Source organism: Methanotorris formicicus Mc-S-70, assembly GCF_000243455.1.
Classification (GTDB): Archaea; AGJL01; Methanococci; order Methanococcales; family Methanococcaceae; genus Methanotorris; species Methanotorris formicicus.
In genome coordinates, this window is sequence record NZ_AGJL01000001.1 from 57,572 (window position 1) to 80,920 (window position 23,349).

A 23,349-nucleotide genomic window follows, 5' to 3' on the forward strand; every position below is an offset into this window, starting at 1 on the left:
TTAACGTTAAATTTTTATATTAAATACCCAATTTCATAAAATTACTAAAAATAATTTTATACAAAACTATTTTAGGTGAAGTCATGCTTTTATTGGTAAGTCCCAAGGATGTGAATGAGGCAATTGAAGCAATAGAAGGAGGAGCAGACATAATAGATGTAAAAAATCCAGTTGAAGGTTCCCTTGGAGCAAATTTCCCATGGGTAATTAAAGAAATTAGGGAAGTTACTCCAAAAAACCTACTCGTGAGTGCAACAATAGGGGATATTCCATATAAACCAGGAACTGCATCCCTCGCTGCGATAGGTGCTGCATTAAGTGGAGCAGATTACATAAAAGTTGGTTTATATGGAACAAAATCCTACAATCAGGCAGTTGATTTAATGAAAAAAGTTGTTAAAGCAGTTAAAGACATTGATGAAAATAAGATTGTTGTTGCTGCTGGATATGCCGATGCTTATAGAGTTGGTGCTGTTGAACCCCTTATTATCCCAAAGGTTGCAAAGGATAGTGGCTGCGATGTTGCTATGCTCGATACTGCAATAAAAGATGGGAAAACATTATTTGACCATTTGAGCAGGGAAATTTTAAAGGAGTTCGTTGAAGAAACCCACGGATATGGGTTAAAATGTGCTCTTGCAGGTTCATTAAAGAAAGAACACATTCCAATATTGAAAGAAATTGGATGCGATATTGTTGGTGTTAGGGGGGCTGCATGCACAAAAGGAGATAGGAATGAAGGTAGAATTGAAAGAGATTTAGTTAAAGAGTTAGTTGAACTCTGCAAATAAACCAAACTTTTTTAAATGGTTGTATTTATAAGATTATTGCTTTTGAAAGTTAACACAAATTTAAAGAATACATGAGCCCTGGTGGTCTAGCAAGGATAGGGCGCCCGCCTGCGGAGCGGGAAATCGCGGGTTCAAATCCCGCCCAGGGCATTATTTTAAAAGTCTACGAGGCATTACCGAGTGAAGCGAGGTATATGGTTGTGTGCAAATTTTTTTAATGTTATTTAAACCATAACTAATTGTAAATATTAGTGTTTATCCACAACTATAATGCATCCTTTTGATGAAACTTTTTTAAAGTTTCGTTTTGATCTCGCCCAGGGCATATTTTTCTGATTAATATTATAATCTAACAGGAATACCCCTCTCTTTTAAATATAACTTTATCTCTTCAACTGTATATTCCCCGTAATGCAAAATACTCGCCATTAATGCAGCATCCGCCTTTCCAAATTTAAATGCCTCATAAACATGTTGAGCATTTCCACAACCACCACTCGCTATTACTGGGAGTTTGGTGTTTTCTGAGATTGCCTTTGTTAAGAGCAGATCATACCCATTTTTTGTTCCATCTGCATCCATACTCGTTAATAATATCTCTCCAGCCCCCAACTCCTCAACTTTTTTTGCCCATTGAACAGCATCTATACCAGTTCCCTTTCTTCCCCCATAAATATAAACTTCAAACCAACAGTAACCATTTTCTGTTTTAACAATATATTTATCCTGATTTTCTTCCTTTTCCAAATCTCCTTCATTTACATAATGCCTCTTAGCATCTATTGCAACAACAACACACTGAGAACCAAAAATATCCGCCGCTTCTTTTACCAAATTTGGATTTTTTACAGCGGCGGTGTTTACTGATATTTTGTCTGCCCCTGCTCTTAAAATCCTTCTGAAATCTTCTACTGATTTAACTCCTCCTCCAACTGTTAGGGGAATAAATACTTGTTCAGCAGTTCTCTCAACTAAATCAATTAAGATATCTCTCTTTTCATAAGAGGCAGTAATATCTAAAAAAACAATCTCATCCGCCCCTTGTTCATCATAAACCTTAGATAATTCAACAGGATCTCCAGCATCCCTTAAATTTAAAAATCTTGTTCCCTTAACTACTCTCCCATCTTTAATATCTAAACATGGAATTATTCTTTTTGTTAGCATTATATTACACCTCAAAATTTGTAGTTAATAAAAGATTATATTGGATTTAATCCTCATCTTCTACATCATCCACCAGTCTCTTCAACTCTTTAGCAAGTTTTAATGCCCTTACTTCAGCCAACTCTTTTTCAATATAGACTTGTGCTAAATCTTCCGCTAAATAAATCAACTCCTTACTGAGTTTGGATTTAATTTCCACAATTGGTTTGTTAAGGACCCATTGTTCCTCAACTTTTTTATCATATGGCAGGAGTGCAATAACATCATCCAAAACTTCTTCAAAATCGACGATTCCTCTATATTTATTAATAATAGTTCCTCCAATTTCAGTACCTATGGCTGTTAGCAATTCTCGCGTTTTTAGTGTATTAACTATTCCAGGAATACTATCTTCACCAACAATTATCATTTTGTTTATAAGTTTCTCATCAATTGATGAAAACAGGAGGTTTCCTTCTGTAATGTTTGGAGGAAGGTCAAATATTATTATATCGTAGGTCTCCTCAAGAATATCCACCATCTCTGCAAACCTTTCAAAATCCATATCTGCGTTAAATGCATCTGGTGTTACATCATTTGGTATTATTGATAAGTGACTGTATGTGTGTATTGCCTCATCTAATGTACTATTTCCTGAAAGATAAGAATTTAAGTTATGAGGGTCGTTTTCATATCCAAATAAAACCCCACTCGTTCCAGCATATAGGTCACAATCTATATAAATTGTCTTTGTTTTTTCACTGAGTAGATATGCAATATTAATAGCAACGGTGGTTTTTCCAGTACCACCTTGCAAATTATAGAAGCCTATTCTCATCATATCACCATTAAACAATTAATCAAAAATTAAATTTTTTGGAGGATTATCTATGACAAACCTACAAGCGTTCTTTTTGTATTCCTCAATTTGTAGTTTTCCCCCATTATTTCCTATTATATCGTATATGTTTTTATCTGCATAAACTGTTATCTTTATTCCACTGTTTGACTTCAATTGAATGATGTTATTTTTTATCGTTATTCTATTTTTCCTATAGGAGTTTATCCAATCAACATAATCCTTAAATGAGGTTACGTATGTGTAGTTATCCTTCAATTTGTAGATAAAACTATAGTCATACTTCATAACATCTGCAATATAGACACCAAATTCCTCTTTACTTGGTGGTATGTAGATTTCATCAATATAATCTACCCCATAAATTTTCTTAGAGAGTGAGGGGATTTTGATTATTGTTATATCTCCTTTTTCAATATCCTTTTTACCAGGAATCACAATGTATTTTATTCTTCCACTCGGATTCAACCTCCAATCGAGATTCTCATCCCTTCCAAGGACTATGTCCAATAGTGTTTTATCATTTGAGAATAACAACAAACCACTAATATTTCTTGTTAATGCATATCCATAATTCTTAACATACCATTGGTTAAAATATTTATATTTGTCCTTATTTATCTCTGAGTTGTTACTCATTGGTAGGTACTCATCTTTATACATCCAGTGGGGATTTATGCTGTAGTTGTTTTCCCCATCCCAGTATTTTTCATTCGTAGAGTAGTAGTAGAGATCTTCTGACTTTAATCCTTTATTCCAATATCCAACACTTTCAGTTCCAAAATAAGAGATCATCTGTGGGTAGTATTTACCAACGGGGTCGTTTTTAAATGTTTCTGGGGCTTTCTCAAAATAAATCAATGGATAATAACTTGCAGCAAGGATGTCCTCGTTGTTGAATTTAATGTCTGAAGGTTTGTAGTGTATATGTATATACCCATCTCTTTTTTTAAACCAGTATTGGTTTAAAAGGGACTTTTCTTCATCATTTAAAGACAACTTTCTAATTATCTCAAGATTTTCAGAACCTGTTGTAATGTAGGTAATATTAGAGCCAATAACTTCTGACAATTTTTTAATAATTAATATTTTTTTGTTTATTTCTTCATCATCCCTAACTTCTACAGGTATTTTTCTTCCAGCAACAACAACAGCACCTTCTCCCTCAGGATTTGGAATTATTTTTTCTATAACAACACCACTCACCACCACATGTTTGTGGTACGGAGGAACCTTGTTTATGTATGCAAAGATTCCTCCTTTTTTAGCAACGTATTCTCCAACAGTATCCAGCACCACTTTGTCATTTTTATCGATTGTTTGAGGGATGAATAATCTTTTATCTCCTATCTCGTAAGTTGGAGGATTTTCACTAATCTTTGTCCCTTTAACAATAAAATTTTTTATATATTTTTTTTCACCATTTATGTAAACAAGAATCGGTTTTTTGAGTTTATATGTTTCATTACCAGGAATTGCAGATGAAGAAGTGGAATAACAATAAACGTTAATAGCATTTAAAATCTTAATTGTTTTCTCATTGTATTCAAAATTCCTATCAATATAAAAAACAACGACACTGTTTGATGATAAATATTCGGAAACATTATCTATTGATGATATCGGAACAAATTGTATAGGAATTGTAGATGCCCACTTGTAGGAAACATCTGCACTTGATACGCCCATTAACACAAACAACATAATTAAAAGAATCACCCTACTAATCTTCATGATACCACCGACCATATATCTTATATTTAACTAACTTAAAATTTAAATTTATTGTTTTATTGAAATTTAATAAGTTTAATGTTTGTCCAAATCCAAATGAGTTATGTCATTATTTAAATATAAATCGTTTGTATTATAAATTAAGTGAAACTTAGTCTAATTTTTGAATGTGGGTGATAAATTCCAAAAAGGGAATTACACAAACCGGTTCTATATCCTACATAAGATTAAAAGCATGAATTATATGTCACAAAATTAATCATAGATATATTTTGTAACGATGTACTTTAACTTTTGTCAAATAATTTCAAAAACTTAAAAATATCAAAAAATGCAACCGTTAGTTTTAAATACACTTTATGTCACACATTAGGATTACATTTATTCATCCAAAAAATACTTATATATTCATACCTCTTTACATTACACCCAAATACGCAAATTTAAGCAGTAAAAATTATTTTAAATGCTAAGAAACAATCAACGTAAAACGTGGATACAAAATATAATCATTTGGAATATATATTGCTTACATATCTAATAAATTTCTGAAGTGTCCTTTAATTTTTTAATGATTGCGAAATTTATATACAAACGACTACTTAAATACCACAATAAACATAATATAAAGGTAAAATTATAAGTAAATACCTCGTGAAAATTAATCTGAATAGTGGGGGGAGAATTGTGTATTACATCCATAAAGAAATAAAAAATCCATACAAAACAGGATTGGATATGGCATATGAAATATCAAAAAAATAAAAAACCCATCTTTAATGATTCTACTAACATCACTAACAAAAAAAGAAGATATTGTTGAGTTGATAAATGGGTTGAAATCTAAGATTGATGTTTCAAAGTTGATTGGATGCACAACTGCAGGGGAGTTTTCTGAATGGAAATTTACGCAAAATGGGGCATTATTGATAGTATTTGATGAACATTATAAAATAGCAATCGAATGTAAAAAATTTGATAGTAATGATGACCCAAGAGATTTTGGAATGTCTTTGGCAAGGGATGCATTAAAGAAATTAAAAGATATCAGTCCAAAAATCTCATTGGATGAAACGTTGGTTGGTTTTTTATTTTTTGATTGGAATTCAGACAATGAAAATGAAATTATAGAGGGGATAAGCAACATATTGAGTGGCATTCCAATCGTTGGGGGGACATCTGGGGATTGTTTTAAGTTTGAAAGAACATTTTTAATATATCAAGGTAAGGTCTTAGAAAATTCAGTAGTTAAGGCTATAGGCACATGTCCTAAAAAAATGGAGATTATTTATGGGCATGGATACAAGCCAACACAATATTATGCAAGGGTTACAAAAGCAAATGGGAAAGTCGTATACGAACTTGATGGAAAGCCTGCATTTCAAGTATATGCAAAAATGATAAGTGACCACACAAAAATTCCCTATGAAGAAATCGTTAAAAAATTCAAACCTCAAAACTTTAAAAATCTTGACCTTGCCCTTCTATACCCACTCGGAGTTCACGATACTTGTGGAAACTACCATATAAAGTTCTTAGAAAGTGTTGAAGGGGATACCCTTGTTTTAATGCATGAGGTTAAAGAAGGGACTTTTTTAGTTATGATGGAAACCACCCCAGAAAATACAAAAAAATCTCGGGAAAAAGTTATAGAAAGAATAAAAAACAAATTCAAAAATCCAATAATATTTGTAGTTGATTGTGCATGTAGGTGGGTTATAGAAAGTTCCATAGATGGGAAAATCTGCAGAGTTCAAACTAACAGTGAAAGTAAATTTCCAAAAAACCCCCTGCTAAATATTAAGGAAAGTTTATGGGGTCCCTATGGCATTGGATTCTTAAGTTATGGTGAGAGTGTTATAAAAGGTATCTTATCCTACCACAATACCTTAACTTTTGTAGGGTTGGTAATAGATTCGTCTGATGAAAGGGTAGATTGGAGAGAAGAACTGAAATACTTTGAATTCTCAAATGATGAGGTTGAGGTGATATCCCTACTCATGGATAAAAAATTAACAGTTAGGGAGATATTGGAAAAAGTTAGCATATCTCAAACAAAACTTTACCAAATATTGAATGAGTTGGAAAGTAGAGGCATAATACGTTCGGATGAAGGAAAACCAAAAAAATTCTACATTGATAATTTAAAGGAGGTTTTAGAACGAATACACTTAGAGTTAGAAAATCAATATCGATTCAAAAAGAAAAAGAGGGAAGAATTGCTATCTAAATTGTAAATTCAATTTCATTGATATGTATTATTTTTTCGCAATTTTTCAGATTTTACGAAAATGAAAAAATAGAAAAAGTATATATATGAAAAGTATGATTAAATATAATACAGGGGGTACTGAATCATTTTTGATATGCAGTGAGGTGGGGGAATATTCCACACCGTATTGTAACGATTTATTATTAACATTCATTTCATCACAGATTTAAAGGTTATTTTAATTGACTTGCTTTTTTTATTATATTTACAATTTCAATGATATCATCATCACCAATATTTAGAATATCCATCTTTTTTATCTCCACAACAACCCCATTTCTAAGGACTCTATCATACAGTGGGCATTTTGTGATTATAGATTTTCCATTGTCCAATCTTACACAACTATCCACAAATTTTGTAACCTCATGTGGATTTTCGTATTCCAAAAATACACAAACTCCCTCTTTGTCTTTAAAATATGCATTTTCCATTTCGCTTTTTATGATATTTGAGAAATAGACACATCTTTTGTATACTTTTTTTGCATTTTTTGCCTCTTCCTTCATCAAACCAAAGAAGTTTGGGACTTTATATGTCTTTATTAATGCATTTAATTCATCTAATTTATTTGCTTTTTTTAATTTTTCCTTTATTTCTTCATCAAATGCCAAAAATCCCCCATACTCGCAGTTTATAATTTTAGGACTTCCCATTGAACATACAACTACATCTCCATACCCACTGTCATCCCCTATCTTTCCAGATACATCTTCCACAAATAAAACTCCAAACTCTTCACAAACCTTTTTTATCTCCTTTAATGGTTGAGGTGCAAGGTATCCGGCAAGAGAAGTTAAAAATAATGCCTTTGGATTGTATTTTTCAATACTGCTTATTAATTCTTCAATATCTACAATTCCAAGATTTGTTTTTATTTTTATTGGATTTAGATTTAGCATTTTTGGATATCTTAGGAATCCCCTCCAACTGCCCATATCTGGTATGAGGATATTCCCTTCTCCAAGAATATCTTTTACTATTTTTGATACTATGAAAATAGCAGCATTTCCAGAAGGTAAAATTTTTATATTGTCCATATTCTTTCTTTTTTTTAGTAAATGAGATAAAACTAATTTTAGATGCTCTTCATCTCCTTCCACACTTATTTTACCTTCTAAACATGGCACTCTATGTGGTATTATCATAATTATCACCATAAGTTTATATATTAGTTTTTCTAATAATGAACACAACAATACTAATGTTGCATGCATATCTTAATTAGTTTATCATGGTGGTTAAAATGGATCCAAAGGTAAGTTACTTCCAAACATTCCTTGTTGCTTCTAAGACAAAAAGTTTTTCAAAGGCTGCAAAGAAACTTGGGGTAACCCAAGGAACAGTCAGTAACCATATTGCTGCATTGGAGAAGTTTTTTGATGCTCAGTTGTTTTTAAGGACACCTGAAGGTGTAGACTTAACTCCAGAAGGGAAGATATTGTATGAACACTCTGAAAAGATATTGGATTATATAAACAACGCTAAGCAACAAATGAGAATCTTGCATGAGCATCCAGAAGGAACAATAAGGGTTGCAGCAAGTACAACACCTGGAGAACATATACTTCCAAGTATTATAAGGGAGTATAGGAAGGAGTTTAAGGACGTTGACTTTGAAATAACTATAACTGATTCAGAGAGATGCTTTAAGATGCTTGAAGAGGGTAGCGCAGATATTGCCGCTGTTGGGCATTTGTATGATAGGAATTATGATTATGTTGTTATAGGGAAGGACAGACTTGTTTTAATTGTTCCCCCAAACCACCCACTTACCAAGAAAGGGATGGCGACATTATCAGATATCTTAAAAGAAGATTATATAGATAGGGAAAAAGGTTCTGGTACAAGGGAGGTTATAATAAATGCCCTCCAAGATAAGGGTTATTCAATCATGGACTTGCATGTTGTTATGAGTTTGGGTAGTACTTCCTCTGTTATAACTGCTGTTTCAGAGGGTTATGGGATAAGTATCATATCAGAGATTGCTGCAAAGAAAGCCGCAGAGGCAGGATTGGTTAAAATAATTCCTGTTGAGGATTTGGATTTAACAAGATATTTATATTTAGTAAAAGGAAAGAGACCAAAGAACCCAAGTGCTGTAAAATCCTTCTGGGATTTTGTATCTGAATAATTTATAATTTTATTTTCAAAAACAAAAATATATAAATTACATAGAAATTATAATAGTACAAAAGTTATTCTTAAAGTTTTTTATATTTGAAAAAGTTAAAACTGTTCCGAATTGGGTAGAATATTTAAATACAGGTGAAATTATGTTTAAAGCAGTGATCAGTGAAGCAAAGGAGTTTAAAAAGATTATAGATGCCGCAAGCAATCTTTTGGATGAGATATGTTTTGAAGTTAGTGAGGATGGTATAAAAGCAAGGGCAATGGACCCATCACATGTTGCCTTAGTAAGTATGGACATACCAAAAGAGGCATTTGAGGAATATGAGGCAGATGTCCATGATATAGGTATTGACTTAGAGGCATTTAAAAAGATAATGAATAGGGCAAAAGCAAAAGATAAGTTAATTTTGGAGTTGGATGAGGAGAAGAACAAATTAAATGTAATATTCAAAGGAACTGCAAGAAGAAAGTTTGCCCTTGCATTGTATGATGTCTCATCATCAAACCTCCAAGTTCCAGATATTGAGTATCCAAATGAAATTTTAATTAAAGCAGGGGCATTTGTAGATGCATTGAAGGACGCTGATTTGGTAAATGACCACGTGGCTTTAAAAGTTGATGATGGAAAATTTATCATCTATGCAAAAGGGGACTTAAATGAAAGTGAAACAATATTTGAAGAGGATAGTGAGGATATTATTAGCATGAATATTGGTGAAAATGCAAGGAGTACTTTCAACCTTGAGTATCTGAAGGACATGACAAAGGCAGCATCATCAGACGATATCTTAAAAATCTGCATAGGGACAGACATGCCTGTTAAGATTGAGTATGACATTGGAGGGGCTAATTTGACCTTCCTACTCGCTCCGAGAATTGAGTCATAATCTTCACTATTTTATATAAATTTCAAATTGTGGTTGTTATGTATGAAAAGATAAAAAAATTATTTTTTGAGGAGATAAAATCTGATGATTTACTGAATCTTCCCAAAAATTTTTATGAAGATGCAGGGGAGTATTTAAAAAATAATAGCGATGAAAAAGAAGTAGAGAGGGTAAAATATTATCTAAGAGAACTTAGAAAATTGAGGATTTATAAGGCACTTTATGGGGATAGAACTAATTTATTAGAAGAGGAAAGGAAGATTTTAGATATCATTGAAGATGTTGAGAAAACTGAAAGTTTAATTGAAGAAAATGTTGATAATATTGTGGAAGAGTTGGGATTTGATGAAGTTGAGGAAGGGATGAAGATTTGGGGGAATGTCGATGGGGATGTTGGAGTTATAACCCAACCAAAACATATAAATATAAAAAAAGATATTGATGTTGTGAGAGTCAACCATAACTTCCCTCCTTTTACAGATGGGAATTATTGTTATATGTTAAAGAAGAATGATGTGGTGGCATTAAACAGAGAGATAGTAACGATTTTGGAGAAACACAATATAGTAAAGAAGGTGAATGTTTATGAAGATGAAAAAGAAGATAAAAAGGTACTGCCCATACTGTAAAAAACACACAGAGCACATTGTAGAGAGAGCAAAAAAGAGGAAAGCAAGTGAATTAACTTGGGGTCAAAGACAATTCAGAAGAGTTTTAAGAGGTTATGGAGGTTACCCAAGACCTTTACCAGACAACGCTAAGCCAACAAAGAAATTAGATTTAAGATACAAATGTACAGTTTGCGGTAAAATGCACACAAGAGCAAACGGTGGATTTAGAGTAAGCAAATTTGAATTAGTAGAATAGTTTGTGAGAATTAAAATTTAAACAAGGTGGGAATATGGACTTGATACCAACACCAAAAAGCAAATTCTTAAAAGTCCAATGTCCTGAGTGCAACAACGAGCAAGTGATATTTGGATGTCCATCAACAGTAGTAAAATGTTTAGTTTGTGGTAAAGTATTGGCAGAGCCAAAAGCATCCAAAGGATTAATTAAGGCAAAAATTTTAGAGGTATTGGGGTAAATTTTATTTTTTTGCTATTTTATTTGTTAAGTTTTTTGTTGTTGCGTTTTTACAATTATTTTTGAAAAATAAAAATCAAGAAATATTTATATATGTCTGATTTAAAATTAAAAGTATAAACATTTTAATTTTGTGATAAACGTTTTGTTGTAAATTTACTGTTATCATTGGAGGTGTTTTTAATGAGGAGAGATTTTCCAGAAGAAGGGGATATAGTTATTGGAACAGTTATTGATGTTAAACCTTATGGGGCATTTGTTGAACTTTTGGAGTATCCTGGGAAAGAGGGAATGATACACATTTCAGAGGTTTCATCAGGTTGGATTAAGAATATTAGGGATTACATCAAGAAGGGTCAGAGGGTTGTAGCAAAGGTAATGAGGGTCAATGAAGAAAAAGGACAAATCGATTTATCATTAAAGAGGGTAACTGAACAACAAAAAAGGGCAAAAGTCCAGGAATGGAAGAGATTCCAAAGAGCAGAAAAAATGCTCGAAATGGCTGCACAGAAATTGGGAAAAAGTTTAGAAGAGGCTTGGGAAGAGGTAGGTTATTTGTTAGAGGAGGAGTTTGGAGAACTTTATGGTGCTTTTGAAGGGCTTGTTATTGAGGGGAAGGAGTTATTGGAAGGTTTGGATATCCCACAAGAATGGATAGATGCGTTGTATGATATTGCAAGGGAAAACATTGAATTAACAAATGTTAAGGTTGAAGGATTTGTTGAATTAAAATCATTAGCACCAGATGGAGTTAAAATCATTAAAAAGGCATTAACAAATGCTTTAAAAGCAAACCCATATGAGGATGTTGAAGTTGAGATAACTTATGTTGGCTCACCAAAATACAGAATAGAGGTTATTGCTCCAGATTATAAGAGTGGGGAAGAGGTTTTAAAGAAAGTTGCTGAGAAAGCAGTTGAATACATAGAAAAATACGGTGGAGAGGGGAAATTCTATAGAGAAAATTAATCAAAATGTGAGATAATGAGAATAAGAAAATGCTTAAAATGTGGAAGATATACTTTAAAAGAATTCTGCCCAAATTGTGGAGAAAAAACCATAATCCCAAAACCTCCAAAATTTTCTCCAGAAGATAGATACGGAAAATATAGAAGGATGCTTAAAAAGTCCTTAAAGAACAAAAATTAATTTTTTGGGATAAGATGCAGTTGAGATTATCCTCAGGAAAAATAATAGATGAAAAAGTCCATAATATTGGTATTATTGCACTTGGGTCTTTTTTGGAGAACCATGGTTCTGCATTACCAATAGATACAGATGCAAAGATTGCCTCATATATTGCTTTAAAAGTATCTATTTTAACAGGGGGGAAGTTTTTAGGGGTAGTTATTCCTTCAACAGAATATGATTATGTTAAACATGGAATCCATAATAAACCAGAGGAAGTTGTTGATTTTATAAAATTTTTGATAAAAGAAGGAAAAAAGATTGGCATAAAGAAGTTTTTGATTGTTAATTGCCATGGAGGGAATGTTTTAATTGAAAGATTTTTGAATGATTTGGAAAAGGAATTTAATGTTGAGATAAAAATGAAGAACATAACCTTTACCCATGCAGCAACTGAGGAGGTTTCTGTTGGTTATGTTGTTGGAATAGTTGATGAAAATAAAATGGATGAGCATAACTTTATCAAATATCGTGAAATTGGGATGGTTGGATTAAAAGAGGCAAGAGAAAATAACAAATTTATAGATGGGGAGGCAAAAGTTGTTGAAAAAGAGGGAGTTAGAATAGATAAAGAACTTGGGAAAAGAATTTTAAATAATGTTACCAAAGAATGCGTTGAAATTGTTAAATTGTGGATTAATAGATGATTCAATAGCAAAACATTTATATGGATGAGGTTTATAATCTTTGCAATACAAAATTGGGAGAAAGATAACATGTGGGAGAATGCTCCATCACACATATGTAGAGGAGGAGATTTGAGAGGTTTGGCATTTTGCTGTCCACCAATAAAACATTGTCCAATACACAATGCACTCACTATTTTAAAGATGACGCCGGAGGAGTTTATAAAAATTAAGCAGGACTTTGCAAATAAAACAAGATTAGGAAAGGGAAAAAATATATGTTTTGGAAGTTTGGTTTGGTGTTGCAAGATAACAAAACCATGCCCATTTAGAGATGGGGAGATGAAGAGAATAAATATGGGTGAAGATGAATACATGGAGTTAAAAAAGCAACTTGCAGAAGAGATAATTAAAAACTCAAAATTCTTTGAAGAAAGTTTGAAGGTATTTGAAAAATACGGCATTCCAAAGGACATTGCTGAAAAATGCATCTTAGAAACAGGGGATTTGAAGAAGGCTTATGAAATGGCCAAAAAAATTATGGATGAGAAATTTTAACATTTAATGCAATATCAAAATCCTCCAAATCAAACACTAAATAATCTTTAAAATTTTCTTTGTTTTTGATTTCTTTTCCTATAATGGAATAATATTTTTCGTAATTATCTAGTCCAACAAGTTCTGATTTTCTTTCCAAATCATTAAATATTTTTTTAACATCTCTGTCTTTCAAATTTCTCCATTTAACTTCAACAAATAATGCCTTTTTCTCTTTTTTATTTATGGCCATTAAATCAATCTCTTCTTCTTTTTTCCACCATCTTCCAATGTTTAAAAATTTAAATGGCAATTTATTCATTTTATTCAACTCAATTAAAAACTCCTTAGCAACTTTTTCAAAAACAAATCCCAAATATTGATTATAATCAGATTTTATCTCATCAATGTCAAAAATTCCCTCTTCAATCGCAGATAGGTTTGGAAAAATGCATCTAAAATAAAATGCAATAAAATTATCTTTAATGTAATATTTTCCTTTTTTTGCCTTTGAACTTTCGGTTATTGGAATTTCCCTCTCAATGAACTCTGTCTCAATTAGATTCTTTAAATATGGTGTTATATCCGAATGTCTAAGTCCCAAGTAATTCTTTATCTCCCCAAGTGAATGATTACCAAAGGAAATTGCTTCAAGTATCTTTTTGTAAGTTGTTGGCTCTTCAAACTCATATCTCATCAAAAAATCAACTTCATATCTCAAAAAACTATCAATTCTTTTAATTTCTTCCCCTAAATAATCCCAAAATGGCAGTTTGATTTTTTCAAGATAATATGGAATGCCATCAGCAAAACCATAAATCTCAACAAGTTCCTTCCAAGTTGCATTGGGGAAAAATTCCTTTAAATGCTTAAATTTTAACGGCCTAATTTTTAAAACGCCCGTTTTTCTCCCATAAAGTGGTGATTTATAACTTAAAACTTTCTCTCCCATCATGGATATTGACGAACCAAGAATAATAAGTTTTGTTTTTGTATCTTTCAAATGAACATCCACAATTCTTTGGAATAAGGAGAGAATATTTGGGTTTTCTTTAATTAAATTTGGAAACTCATCAATAATAATGATTTTATCCTTTAAAAAATTAAAATACGCTTCCCAATCCTCTTTGGCATACTCTATTGTTAGAACTACCTTTGATGCGTATCTTTTAAAATGCTTTAAATTATCCCCCTCAACTGCTAAGTAGTAAATATGCTCTTTGTTTTCTACACTTTTTAATGCTAATTTTGTTTTCCCTATCCTTCTTCTCCCATAAATAACTACAAATTCAAACTTATTGCTATTAAGCTTCTCATTTAATGCCTTTAACTTTTCCTCTCTGTTGATGAACATGATAATCACTTAATGATAATTATAATTATAATAATTGAAATTATCATTTTTATGGATTTTGATAAAATATTTAAACAACAGATTAAAAATTTTGAAAAGGTGATAAAATGATATTTGTAACAGGAATAGACACTGGTGTAGGAAAAACTTATGTCTCATCAATTTTGGCAGAGAATTTAAAGAAAATGGGCGTTAATGTTGGATATTTAAAGCCAGTTGAGACAGGAGGGAGAGAAGATACCTTAACTTTAAATATCCTAAAGACAGATGATGATTTGGATTTGATGAACCCCATTAATTTAAAACTTCCTTTGTCCCCAAATATTGCATTTGAAGTTGAAAACATCCCATTAACTTTGGATGAGATAAAAGAGAAAATAAAGAACGCCTATGAAACTTTAAAAGAGAGGCATGATTTTTTAATTGTTGAAGGGGCCGGGGGAGTTTGTGTTCCAATAAAAGAGAACTTTTTAATGAGTGATTTGATTAAGTTTTTGGATTTGGATGCAGTTGTTGTTTCACGGCCTAATTTAGGGACTATTAACCACACTTTATTGACTGTTGAGCATTTGAGAAATAAGGGGATTAATGTTAGAGGAGTTATTATCAACTGCATAACTGATTTGAGTGAGGTTCTATATTATGAGAAAACCTTTGAAACAATTGAGAAAGTTGGGAATATTGAGATAATTGGAATTGTTAAAAGTAGGGAAGATTTTGAGATTGATTTTGATAAAATAATGTAATAATTCTTAATAGCAACCATAAAAAATAAAAAATTGTTAAAAAATTGAAATAACTATTTTAGCGGATGATTGCTATTGTATCCACAACATCCTCAATATTTACTGCCTCAACAACTTCCCCTTCACTTACAATTGCCCTCTTGACGTCTTTTATGTGCTCTTTTGTTATTCTTCCCCATTCTGTCTCTAATCCTTCACTCAATATTTTCTCAATGGTCTCCTCATCTGCATTTTTGATGAAGTCCATGACGTTCTTTGCATTCTTCTTGAATTCTGGACCTATTTTTGATTTGTTTGGAATAACTTCAACAATCTTTTGCTCTAATGTTGGTTTTCCGAATATTATTTTTAATTCATTTATTTTCATCGCTCCTTTTATGTCCTCTTGGGATTTTAAAAGACCTTCATAAGCATCTTTGTCATTTGTGTAAATCTCAACAACATTCAATGGTGCATTTAAAGGCATTCCCTTGTTTGCTTTGAATCTCCTTATTGAAGCAACTGCATTCTTAGCAACTTCTCCAATATATTCATTTTTGTCGCTAATGAACTCCCCTCTAACCTTTGGCCATGAGAAGTGGAGATTATCTACCTTATAAATCTCTCCAACATAGTCAGCAAAGTGTGGTGTGAATGGTGCTATTAATTTCAATAAATTGCTTATTACATAGTATAATGTCCATTGTGCTTGTAATTTTGATTCTTCATCTTCATCTTTGCTGTATAACCTATGCTTAATCATCTCAATGTAATTGTCGCAAAACTCATGCCATACGAACTTTTGAATCTCAACTATTGTGTTAAATCTGTATGCCTCTAAGTCCTCTGTAACTCTTTTGATGAGTTTTTGCAATTTGCTTAAAATCCATAAGTCAACTGGATTATCTGTTTTTATTTCTTCTTTTTTAAGTTCCTCAATCAATTCATCATCAATATTCATCTTAGCAAACCTGCACGCATTCCAGAACTTCCTCAAAAACCTGTATCCATAATCAACCTCTTTCCATGCAAATGGAACATCATCCCCAATTACACTATTACTTGCCCACAATCTTAAAGCATCTGCCCCATACTTCTCCGTTATCTCATCTGGCTCAACGACATTACCCCTACTCTTACTCATCTTATGCCCATCTTCACCAAACACCATTCCATTTATAACAATCTCATCCCATGGTTTCTTTTTAGTTAATGCTATGGATTTTACTATTGTATAGAATGCCCATGTCCTTATAATGTCGTGTCCTTGTGGTCTTAAATGAACTGGGTAGTGTTTTTTGAAGAATTCCTCATCATCTAACCACTTTGTAATTACCATTGGTGTTATTGATGAATCCATCCATGTGTCTAAAACATCCGTCTCTGGAATTAAATCATCGTTTCCACACTCACAAGTGTATGGGCATTCTTTTGTTGGGTCTATTGGTAAGTCCCCTTCCTTAGCAACGATAATTTTTCCACATTTCTTACAGTACCAAACTGGTATTGGTGTAGCAAAGATTCTCTGCCTACTTATACACCAGTCCCAATCCATATCCTTAATCCAATTCAACAACCTTGTCTTCATGTGTTCTGGAACCCATTTTAATTCATTTGCTACCTTCTCTATTTCTGGGGCGAGTTTTCTAATATTTACAAACCACTGGTCTCCTACAATAATTTCAATTGGTGTCTTACATCTCCAACATACACCAACATTCTGCTTTATTGGTTCTTGTTTTATTAAGTAGTTCTCTTTCTTCAAGTCCTCAATTATCTTTACCCTTGCTTCTTCTGTTCTTAATCCCGCATATTTTCCACAAATTTCAGTTAGGCATCCACTCTCATCAATTGCCTTCTTAACATCTAATCCATGCCTATTTACCCAAACAACGTCTGTCTTATCCCCAAATGTACAAACCATTACAACCCCAGTACCAAACTCCATCTCAACGTCCTCATCAGGATAAACGGTAACCTCTTGGTTGAATAAAGGCACTCTAACCTTCTTTCCAATTACATCCTTGTATCTCTCATCCTCTGGGTGGACAACAATCCCAACACATGCAGCCATTAACTCTGGTCTTGTTGTTGCAATGGTTAAGTATTTACTTTCATCATCAGCATAAGGGAATTTTATGTAGTTTAATTTTGATTCTCTCTCCTTATATTCTACCTCAGCAAATGCAATTGCTGTCTGACATCTTGGACACCAATTTACTGGGTGCTTCCCTCTATAAATTAAACCGTCATTATACATCCTAACAAATGCAACTTGGGACTTTCTCACATACTCTGGTTTCATTGTTATATATTCCCTATCCCAATCAATTGAAATACCGAGGGATTTTACCTGCTCCCTCATTCTTTTGATGTTTTGTTCTGTTAATTCAATACAGAGTTCTCTAAATTTATGCCTATCAACATCTGATTTTGTTATGCCATGAATTTCCTCAACCTTAACCTCTGTAGGCAATCCGTGACAATCCCAACCTTGAGGAAAGAGAACATTATATCCACTCATTCTCTTAAATCTCGCTATTATATCCATATAAGTCCAGTTCAATGCATGACCTAAGTGCATTCTTCCTGTTGGGTATGGTGGGGGAGTATCTATAATATAAGGTGGTCTTTTCTCATCCCCCCTATCAAATTTGTAAATTTTGCTTTCTTCCCACTTCTTTTGAATTTCTTTCTCTATTACAATTGGTGGATAGTCCTTTGGCATTTCCATAATTGTTCACCATATATAGATTTTTTGCAATTCAAATGTTTGCGTTAAGATGACCATATAATTCACAATAACCATTATTAAAACTCAAATTTGATACATGGATAAACCCCAATAAATTCGCAAACAACCTATATTAAAGGTGAATATATTAAAATATTTACTGTTATTTAATAAATTTAAATATTTAACTCTAAAATAGATGATTTTTACAATATTAACCAAAAATAATCAAAAAAATCATAAAAAATGGCTCAGTTCGGGTAAGTATCATCATGCGTCAGATAACCCTCTTATCATCATAGCCGTAAACAAAAATATTTTAGGTTAAGAATATATATACCTAATGTGCAAAAATCTTACTAAAGTACTATGGTGAAAATATGTTATACAAAAAAATCGTTGTCCCTACTGATGGCTCAGAAGTTTCTATGGAAGCAGCAAGGCATGCTATTGAAATAGGAAAATTGATGAAGGCGGAAATTTATGCAATATATGTGGTAGATATAGCCCCGTTTATTGGACTCCCAACTGAGGGGTTATGGGAAACGATGAAGGAAATCTTAAATGAAGAGGGAGAAAAAGCACTAAAAAAGGTTAAAAAAATGTCTGAAGAATGTGGGGTAAATGTGAAATGTGAAATTTTAGAGGGGGTTCCTGCAAATGAAATCGTTGAATTCGCAGAAAAGAAAAGGGCAGATATCATAGTCATGGGAACCTCTGGAAAAACAGGATTGGATAGGTTTTTGTTGGGTAGTGTTGCTGAAAAGGTTATAAGAAACGCTCATTGTCCAGTTTTGATTGTTAAAAAACAGGAAAAAGAAGAATAATCCTTTTATTTTAATTTTTTAATTTTAGTTTATTTTACCTGCTCTTTTTTGAAGGCAAAGTTTTTAACTATTGAATTTAAATTATTGTTAAATCCTTAGTTTTTTTATGTGGATGGAAAATAATATATATGGTGGGTTGCAATGGTTAATCAAGATATTGAAGTAAGGAAGTTAGAACACATATTGGTTTGTAATTACTGCGATGTTGAATACAAAAAAGGAACACTCCTTGATAATGTTGAACTTATACATAGAGGCATTCCAGAGTGTGATTTGGAAGATATAGAAACCTCAATCAAATTGTTTGGAAAAACATTGGATGCTCCAATTATTGTTGCTGGAATGACTGGAGGACATAGTAAAGCAAAAGAAATTAACAAAAATATAGCAATAGCAATAGAAGAACTCAACTTAGGGATGGGTTTAGGTTCCCAAAGGGCTGCTATAGCAAATGAGGAATTAATCGATACCTATTCCATTGTTAGAGAATATACTAACTCATTAGTTATTGGAAACTTAGGAGCAGTTAATTTCATAAAAGATGGATGGAATGAAGAGATTATTGATAAAGCAGTTGAAATGATAGATGCTGATGCTATTGCAATACACTTTAATCCACTACAAGAGGCTATTCAGCCAGAAGGTGACGTAAATTTCAAAGGTATGGAGATTTTAAGGAATATTATTTCTTCATACAAAAATAACCATAAAAACATCCCATTCATCGCAAAACAAGTGGGAGAAGGATTTTCAAAAGAAGATGCTGAGATAATAAGTAGTTTTGGCTTTGATGCCATTGATGTTGGCGGTAGTGGAGGAACTTCTTGGGCTGCGGTGGAGTTGTATAGGATAAAAGATGAGGAATTTAGGGAATTGGCAGAGAACTTTACAAATTGGGGAATTCCAACTGCTGCATCAATATTTGAGGTTAGAAGTGTTTTTAATAAAACTCTCATTGCCACTGGCGGAATAAGGAATGGAATAGATATAGCAAAGTCCATAGCCATTGGTGCAGATTGCTGTGGAATTGCTTTACCAATATTAAAGGCAGCATTAAAGAGTCCAGAAGAAGTAGTGAAGGTTTTAGAAAAATTTATAAAAGAACTAAAAATTGCCATGTTCTTAACTGGATGCGATAGTGTTGAAAAACTAAAAAAAGCCCCATACATTGTCAAAGGAGAATTGAAAGATTGGATTTCTCAGAGGTTAGATTGAGTAATTTCCATTGTTGTTTATCATTTTTACTGTTGGTGTTGTTTGTAATCTTGTTCATATGGTTATTATGTAATAAAAAGCAACATGCATGTTCTTCAAATTAAAATTTAAGTAGTATTTTGCATTTAAAACGCTATTTGATTTATTTATAGGCAGTAGTGCCACTTTTGATTTGATTTCAAAACAGTAGAACTTAATTTTTTATTATAAAACATAAAGGATGTGATAATTTGCAATTAGAGGTTATTGCTATTGGTGGTTATGAGGAAGTTGGTAGAAACATGACTGCCGTTAATGTAGACGGAGAAATTGTAATTTTTGATATGGGAATAAGGTTAGATAGAGTAATGATTCATGAAGATACCGATATCTCAAAAATGCATAGTTTGAATTTAATTGAGATGGGTGTTATTCCAAACGATACAGTAATGAAACATGTTGAAGGTGAAGTTAAGGCTATTGTTTTAACACACGGGCATTTAGACCACATCGGTGCAATAACAAAATTGGCACATAGATATAACGCACCAATAATTGGAACCCCATACACACTTGAACTTGTTAAAAGAGAGATATTGAGTGAGAAAAAATTTGATGTTAGAAATCCATTGGTAACTCTAAATCCCGGAGAAACAAAAGATTTAACACCTAACTTATCATTAGAATTTATAAGAGCAACCCACAGTATCCCAGATTCTGTTTTTGCTGCTTTACATACCCCTTATGGAGCAATTTTGTATGCAAATGACTTTAAATTTGACAACTTCCCAGTTGTTGGGGAGAGACCAGATTATAGGGCATTAAAAAGATTGGGGAAAAATGGGGTTATCTGCATGATTTCAGAGAGTACGAGGGTAGATCATGAGGGGAAAACCCCATCAGAAATCATTGCCGCTAATTTATTAAAAAACGACTTACTTGGAACAGATAATGAAGGAAAGGGTGTTGTTGTAACAACATTCTCATCCCACATAGCAAGGATAAAATCCATAACAGAAATTGCTGTAAAAATGGATAGAATCCCCATTTTGTTGGGAAGGAGTATGATGAAGTATTGTGGTATTGCAGAAGATATTGGAATCGTTGAGTTTCCAGAAGGGACAAGAATGTACGGAGATCCATCAGCAATTGATAGTGCATTAAGAACCATTGCAAAAGAAGGTAAAGAAAATTATTTATTAATTGTCACTGGGCACCAGGGGGAAGAAGGTGCTGTTTTATCAAGAATGGCAACAAACAAAACCCCATATCAATTTGAAAAACACGATCAAGTTGTATTCTCAGCAGACCCAATTCCAAACCCAATAAACGCTGCCCAAAGGTATATGCTTGAGTCGAGATTAAAGTTACTCGGGGTGAGAGTGTTTAAAGGGGCACACGTATCTGGACACGCTGCAAAAGAGGACCACAGAGATATGATAAGATGGATTAATGCAGAGCATATAATCCCTTCACATGGAGACTTTAATTTAACAGCAAGTTATACAAAACTTGCAGAGGAAGAGGGTTATAGGTTAGGAGAGGATGTCCACTTATTGAGAAATGGGCAGTGCTTAAGTTTTGAGAGGATAATTTAAATCAAATATTTGAGGTGGATGAGATGTCAGAATTGTTTGATAATGAGATATTAAAGAAAATAGATGAGGAGTTAAAAACATATGTTGATAAAAATGATAAACTTTACAACGCCTCAAAACACCTTCTTTTTGCGGGAGGGAAGAGGATTAGACCATATTTAGCAGTTTTAACATACAACCTAAAAAAGGACGATATTGAAGAAGTTCTCCCCCCTGCAGTTGCAGTTGAGTTGATTCACAACTATACGTTAATTCATGACGACATCATGGATAACGACGATGAGAGGAGAGGAAAACCAACAGTTCATGTAGTTTATGGGGAACCAATTGCAATACTTGCAGGGGATTTACTCTATGCTAAGGCATTTGAGGCAATAACCAAGATAAAAGATAGCAAAAAGGCATACGAGGTTTTAAAAGTTTTAGCAAGGGCTTGTGTTGAGGTTTGTGAAGGGCAGGCAATGGATATGGAATTTGAAAACTACTTCCCATCGATGGATGAATACTTTGAGATGATTTCCAAAAAAACTGGGGCTTTGATTGTTGCTTCAGTTGAAATTGGGGCCATTATGGCAGATTGTAATGAGGAAGAAAGAAAAGCACTTGCAGAATATGCAAAAAGGATTGGTATGACATTCCAAATTCAAGATGACGTTTTAGACTTGATTGGGGACAAAAAAACCATTGGGAAACCAGTTGGGAGCGATATAAAAGAAGGAAAAAAAACTTTAATGGCCATACATGCGATGGAAACATTAGATGAAGAAAAAAAGAAGAGGTTGTTGGAGATTTTGGGTAATGAGAATGCAACAGATGAGGAAGTTAAAGAGGCAATAGAAATCCTTAGCAACTCCATAGAATATGCAAAGGAATTGATGAAAAAGGCAACTAAAGAGGCAAAGGATTATTTAAAAATATTTGACAAAGATAAGAGAAAGAAATTAGAAGATATTGCTGACTTTATAATCAATAGAATTTATTAATTTATTAATTGGTGAATGTTATGAAAATTCCAAGATTGTATGTTGAAGGAGAGGTAGAAAAGAATGAAGGAAGGAAAGTAGTTATTGAAAATGATGGGAAGGCCATTAGGTTTTTAGATAAAGATGAGGAATATGAGGGAGAAGGAAAAATATTATATCAAGTAATTTATGATGACTTTGACAAATACATACTCCTCTCAAAATTAACAAGAGACGTTTTAATCCAATATCCAGATGGGAGGACAATAACCTATTTGAAAAAAGGAACTGAACTTTTGGAAATTCCTGCAGAAGGGTATGAAGTGCATCCTATTGTAGATTTTGGTTGCAGGGTTTTAGAGGGGCATAGGCTGGCTGCACTGGTTACCAGAAAAGGAGAAATTAGGTTTGTAAACACTCCAGTAACTGGAACAGTTGTATTTATGAAGGAAGTACCTACAAAAAGGGCAAACTATGTATTCTACATCCTCTCAGAAAAGTTTTAGTGGGGGATCTGCTAGTGCCCATGTTATTTTATATAGTTGTTTGCGAATTTTATTAAAATTTATTTATACACCCAAAATTTTTAAATGGTTGTTATTAGGTGTTAAATTTTAAAATAAGTTGTAATCTTCCTTGAATTTATTAGGTATTTTAATATTTAACGCAAACAACTATAATTTTCACTTACTGATA

At 32.8% G+C, this 23,349-nt stretch carries 23 protein-coding genes and 1 tRNA gene; 18 read left to right on the forward strand and 6 right to left on the reverse strand.

Going from position 1 to position 23,349, the window contains the following annotated elements; translation table 11 throughout:
- Positions 1-83: 83 nt before the first annotated feature.
- Complete coding sequence (locus tag METFODRAFT_RS00370) at positions 84-791, forward strand: (5-formylfuran-3-yl)methyl phosphate synthase (protein ID WP_007043516.1); 708 nt, start codon at positions 84-86, stop codon at positions 789-791.
- Between the two features lie 75 nt (positions 792-866).
- Positions 867-941, forward strand: a tRNA-Arg gene (locus tag METFODRAFT_RS00375).
- Between the two features lie 192 nt (positions 942-1,133).
- On the opposite strand, the gene hisF is transcribed toward METFODRAFT_RS00375, so the two are convergent.
- Genes hisF through METFODRAFT_RS00390 form a run of 3 tightly spaced genes read right to left on the reverse strand, consistent with a single transcriptional unit; the run spans position 1,134 to position 4,530 of the window.
- A complete protein-coding gene (gene hisF, locus METFODRAFT_RS00380; RefSeq protein WP_007043517.1) occupies positions 1,134-1,958 on the reverse strand; it encodes an imidazole glycerol phosphate synthase subunit HisF in 825 nt (274 codons plus the stop codon).
- 46 nt (positions 1,959-2,004) lie between these two features.
- On the reverse strand, positions 2,005-2,775 hold the full coding sequence (locus METFODRAFT_RS00385) for a MinD/ParA family ATP-binding protein (RefSeq protein WP_048115145.1): 771 nt from the start codon (positions 2,773-2,775) through the stop codon (positions 2,005-2,007).
- A gap of 18 nt (positions 2,776-2,793) precedes the next feature.
- The gene (locus tag METFODRAFT_RS00390) at positions 2,794-4,530 is read right to left on the reverse strand and encodes a hypothetical protein (protein ID WP_007043519.1); all 1,737 of its coding nucleotides are present in this window, start codon (positions 4,528-4,530) and stop codon (positions 2,794-2,796) included.
- Between the two features lie 779 nt (positions 4,531-5,309).
- On the opposite strand from METFODRAFT_RS00390, the gene METFODRAFT_RS00395 reads away from it, so the two are divergent.
- The gene (locus tag METFODRAFT_RS00395) at positions 5,310-6,767 is read left to right on the forward strand and encodes an FIST N-terminal domain-containing protein (protein WP_007043520.1); all 1,458 of its coding nucleotides are present in this window, start codon (positions 5,310-5,312) and stop codon (positions 6,765-6,767) included.
- A gap of 208 nt (positions 6,768-6,975) precedes the next feature.
- On the opposite strand, the gene METFODRAFT_RS00400 is transcribed toward METFODRAFT_RS00395, so the two are convergent.
- The gene (locus METFODRAFT_RS00400) at positions 6,976-7,950 is read right to left on the reverse strand and encodes a hypothetical protein (RefSeq protein WP_048115148.1); all 975 of its coding nucleotides are present in this window, start codon (positions 7,948-7,950) and stop codon (positions 6,976-6,978) included.
- A gap of 98 nt (positions 7,951-8,048) precedes the next feature.
- Between METFODRAFT_RS00400 and METFODRAFT_RS00405 the strand changes: the two genes are divergently transcribed.
- From METFODRAFT_RS00405 to METFODRAFT_RS00445, 9 genes are all read left to right on the forward strand, one after another.
- Positions 8,049-8,936: a selenium metabolism-associated LysR family transcriptional regulator gene (locus METFODRAFT_RS00405; protein WP_007043522.1), complete on the forward strand. Its 888-nt coding sequence runs from the start codon at positions 8,049-8,051 to the stop codon at positions 8,934-8,936.
- 142 nt (positions 8,937-9,078) lie between these two features.
- Positions 9,079-9,822 (forward strand): DNA polymerase sliding clamp, encoded by a 744-nt coding sequence (locus METFODRAFT_RS00410; protein ID WP_007043523.1) that lies wholly within the window; start codon positions 9,079-9,081, stop codon positions 9,820-9,822.
- 38 nt (positions 9,823-9,860) lie between these two features.
- Positions 9,861-10,451, forward strand: coding sequence for a hypothetical protein (locus METFODRAFT_RS00415; RefSeq protein ID WP_007043524.1), 591 nt, complete (start codon positions 9,861-9,863; stop codon positions 10,449-10,451).
- On the forward strand, positions 10,408-10,689 hold the full coding sequence (locus METFODRAFT_RS00420; protein ID WP_007043525.1) for a 50S ribosomal protein L44e: 282 nt from the start codon (positions 10,408-10,410) through the stop codon (positions 10,687-10,689). Before METFODRAFT_RS00415 ends, METFODRAFT_RS00420 begins: the two co-directional genes overlap by 44 nt.
- 34 nt (positions 10,690-10,723) lie before the next feature.
- Positions 10,724-10,909 carry a 30S ribosomal protein S27e gene (locus tag METFODRAFT_RS00425; protein WP_007043526.1) on the forward strand — a complete coding sequence of 62 codons (186 nt, stop codon included), beginning with the start codon at positions 10,724-10,726 and terminating at the stop codon, positions 10,907-10,909.
- Between the two features lie 182 nt (positions 10,910-11,091).
- Positions 11,092-11,877 carry a translation initiation factor IF-2 subunit alpha gene (locus METFODRAFT_RS00430; RefSeq protein WP_007043527.1) on the forward strand — a complete coding sequence of 262 codons (786 nt, stop codon included), beginning with the start codon at positions 11,092-11,094 and terminating at the stop codon, positions 11,875-11,877.
- Between the two features lie 15 nt (positions 11,878-11,892).
- Positions 11,893-12,057 (forward strand): RNA-protein complex protein Nop10, encoded by a 165-nt coding sequence (locus tag METFODRAFT_RS00435; protein ID WP_007043528.1) that lies wholly within the window; start codon positions 11,893-11,895, stop codon positions 12,055-12,057.
- A gap of 14 nt (positions 12,058-12,071) precedes the next feature.
- Entirely contained in the window at positions 12,072-12,743 is a 672-nt protein-coding gene (gene arfB / locus METFODRAFT_RS00440; RefSeq protein WP_007043529.1) for a 2-amino-5-formylamino-6-ribosylaminopyrimidin-4(3H)-one 5'-monophosphate deformylase, read from the forward strand.
- Between the two features lie 69 nt (positions 12,744-12,812).
- Complete coding sequence (locus tag METFODRAFT_RS00445) at positions 12,813-13,280, forward strand: methanogenesis marker 9 domain-containing protein (protein ID WP_007043530.1); 468 nt, start codon at positions 12,813-12,815, stop codon at positions 13,278-13,280.
- Here METFODRAFT_RS00445 and METFODRAFT_RS00450 read toward each other — a convergent pair.
- A complete protein-coding gene (locus METFODRAFT_RS00450; protein ID WP_007043531.1) occupies positions 13,261-14,613 on the reverse strand; it encodes an ATP-binding protein in 1,353 nt (450 codons plus the stop codon). The two genes, METFODRAFT_RS00445 and METFODRAFT_RS00450, sit on opposite strands and share 20 nt — an antisense overlap.
- A gap of 107 nt (positions 14,614-14,720) precedes the next feature.
- On the opposite strand from METFODRAFT_RS00450, the gene bioD reads away from it, so the two are divergent.
- Positions 14,721-15,359: a dethiobiotin synthase gene (gene bioD, locus METFODRAFT_RS00455; RefSeq protein ID WP_007043532.1), complete on the forward strand. Its 639-nt coding sequence runs from the start codon at positions 14,721-14,723 to the stop codon at positions 15,357-15,359.
- A gap of 58 nt (positions 15,360-15,417) precedes the next feature.
- Here bioD and METFODRAFT_RS00460 read toward each other — a convergent pair whose 3' ends face one another.
- Positions 15,418-18,072, reverse strand: coding sequence for a valine--tRNA ligase (locus METFODRAFT_RS00460; RefSeq protein ID WP_007043533.1), 2,655 nt, complete (start codon positions 18,070-18,072; stop codon positions 15,418-15,420).
- Between the two features lie 380 nt (positions 18,073-18,452).
- On the opposite strand from METFODRAFT_RS00460, the gene METFODRAFT_RS00465 reads away from it, so the two are divergent.
- The 5 genes from METFODRAFT_RS00465 to METFODRAFT_RS00485 all read left to right on the forward strand — a co-directional run bounded on the left by METFODRAFT_RS00465 (position 18,453) and on the right by METFODRAFT_RS00485 (position 23,159).
- Positions 18,453-18,899, forward strand: a complete 447-nt coding sequence (locus tag METFODRAFT_RS00465) for a universal stress protein (RefSeq protein WP_007043534.1) — start codon at positions 18,453-18,455, stop codon at positions 18,897-18,899.
- A gap of 141 nt (positions 18,900-19,040) precedes the next feature.
- Complete coding sequence (gene fni / locus METFODRAFT_RS00470; protein WP_007043535.1) at positions 19,041-20,114, forward strand: type 2 isopentenyl-diphosphate Delta-isomerase; 1,074 nt, start codon at positions 19,041-19,043, stop codon at positions 20,112-20,114.
- 230 nt (positions 20,115-20,344) lie between these two features.
- Entirely contained in the window at positions 20,345-21,691 is a 1,347-nt protein-coding gene (locus tag METFODRAFT_RS00475; protein ID WP_007043536.1) for an RNase J family beta-CASP ribonuclease, read from the forward strand.
- Positions 21,692-21,714: 23 nt separating this feature from the next.
- Entirely contained in the window at positions 21,715-22,674 is a 960-nt protein-coding gene (locus METFODRAFT_RS00480; RefSeq protein ID WP_007043537.1) for a polyprenyl synthetase family protein, read from the forward strand.
- Between the two features lie 20 nt (positions 22,675-22,694).
- Positions 22,695-23,159: a DUF2118 family protein gene (locus tag METFODRAFT_RS00485; protein WP_007043538.1), complete on the forward strand. Its 465-nt coding sequence runs from the start codon at positions 22,695-22,697 to the stop codon at positions 23,157-23,159.
- The last annotated feature ends 190 nt before the right edge of the window (positions 23,160-23,349 follow it).

Bases quoted from the DNA above. Each gene is read 5' to 3' on its own strand.
- METFODRAFT_RS00370 (WP_007043516.1), top strand. From the start codon at position 84: ATGCTTTTATTGGTAAGTCCCAAGGATGTGAATGAGGCAATTGAAGCA.
- hisF (WP_007043517.1), bottom strand. From the start codon at position 1,958: ATGCTAACAAAAAGAATAATTCCATGTTTAGATATTAAAGATGGGAGA.
- METFODRAFT_RS00385 (WP_048115145.1), bottom strand. From the start codon at position 2,775: ATGAGAATAGGCTTCTATAATTTGCAAGGTGGTACTGGAAAAACCACC.
- METFODRAFT_RS00390 (WP_007043519.1), bottom strand. From the start codon at position 4,530: ATGAAGATTAGTAGGGTGATTCTTTTAATTATGTTGTTTGTGTTAATG.
- METFODRAFT_RS00395 (WP_007043520.1), top strand. From the start codon at position 5,310: ATGATTCTACTAACATCACTAACAAAAAAAGAAGATATTGTTGAGTTG.
- METFODRAFT_RS00400 (WP_048115148.1), bottom strand. From the start codon at position 7,950: ATGATAATACCACATAGAGTGCCATGTTTAGAAGGTAAAATAAGTGTG.
- METFODRAFT_RS00405 (WP_007043522.1), top strand. From the start codon at position 8,049: ATGGATCCAAAGGTAAGTTACTTCCAAACATTCCTTGTTGCTTCTAAG.
- METFODRAFT_RS00410 (WP_007043523.1), top strand. From the start codon at position 9,079: ATGTTTAAAGCAGTGATCAGTGAAGCAAAGGAGTTTAAAAAGATTATA.
- METFODRAFT_RS00415 (WP_007043524.1), top strand. From the start codon at position 9,861: ATGTATGAAAAGATAAAAAAATTATTTTTTGAGGAGATAAAATCTGAT.
- METFODRAFT_RS00420 (WP_007043525.1), top strand. From the start codon at position 10,408: ATGAAGATGAAAAAGAAGATAAAAAGGTACTGCCCATACTGTAAAAAA.
- METFODRAFT_RS00425 (WP_007043526.1), top strand. From the start codon at position 10,724: ATGGACTTGATACCAACACCAAAAAGCAAATTCTTAAAAGTCCAATGT.
- METFODRAFT_RS00430 (WP_007043527.1), top strand. From the start codon at position 11,092: ATGAGGAGAGATTTTCCAGAAGAAGGGGATATAGTTATTGGAACAGTT.
- METFODRAFT_RS00435 (WP_007043528.1), top strand. From the start codon at position 11,893: ATGAGAATAAGAAAATGCTTAAAATGTGGAAGATATACTTTAAAAGAA.
- arfB (WP_007043529.1), top strand. From the start codon at position 12,072: ATGCAGTTGAGATTATCCTCAGGAAAAATAATAGATGAAAAAGTCCAT.
- METFODRAFT_RS00445 (WP_007043530.1), top strand. From the start codon at position 12,813: ATGTGGGAGAATGCTCCATCACACATATGTAGAGGAGGAGATTTGAGA.
- METFODRAFT_RS00450 (WP_007043531.1), bottom strand. From the start codon at position 14,613: ATGTTCATCAACAGAGAGGAAAAGTTAAAGGCATTAAATGAGAAGCTT.
- bioD (WP_007043532.1), top strand. From the start codon at position 14,721: ATGATATTTGTAACAGGAATAGACACTGGTGTAGGAAAAACTTATGTC.
- METFODRAFT_RS00460 (WP_007043533.1), bottom strand. From the start codon at position 18,072: ATGGAAATGCCAAAGGACTATCCACCAATTGTAATAGAGAAAGAAATT.
- METFODRAFT_RS00465 (WP_007043534.1), top strand. From the start codon at position 18,453: ATGTTATACAAAAAAATCGTTGTCCCTACTGATGGCTCAGAAGTTTCT.
- fni (WP_007043535.1), top strand. From the start codon at position 19,041: ATGGTTAATCAAGATATTGAAGTAAGGAAGTTAGAACACATATTGGTT.
- METFODRAFT_RS00480 (WP_007043537.1), top strand. From the start codon at position 21,715: ATGTCAGAATTGTTTGATAATGAGATATTAAAGAAAATAGATGAGGAG.
- METFODRAFT_RS00485 (WP_007043538.1), top strand. From the start codon at position 22,695: ATGAAAATTCCAAGATTGTATGTTGAAGGAGAGGTAGAAAAGAATGAA.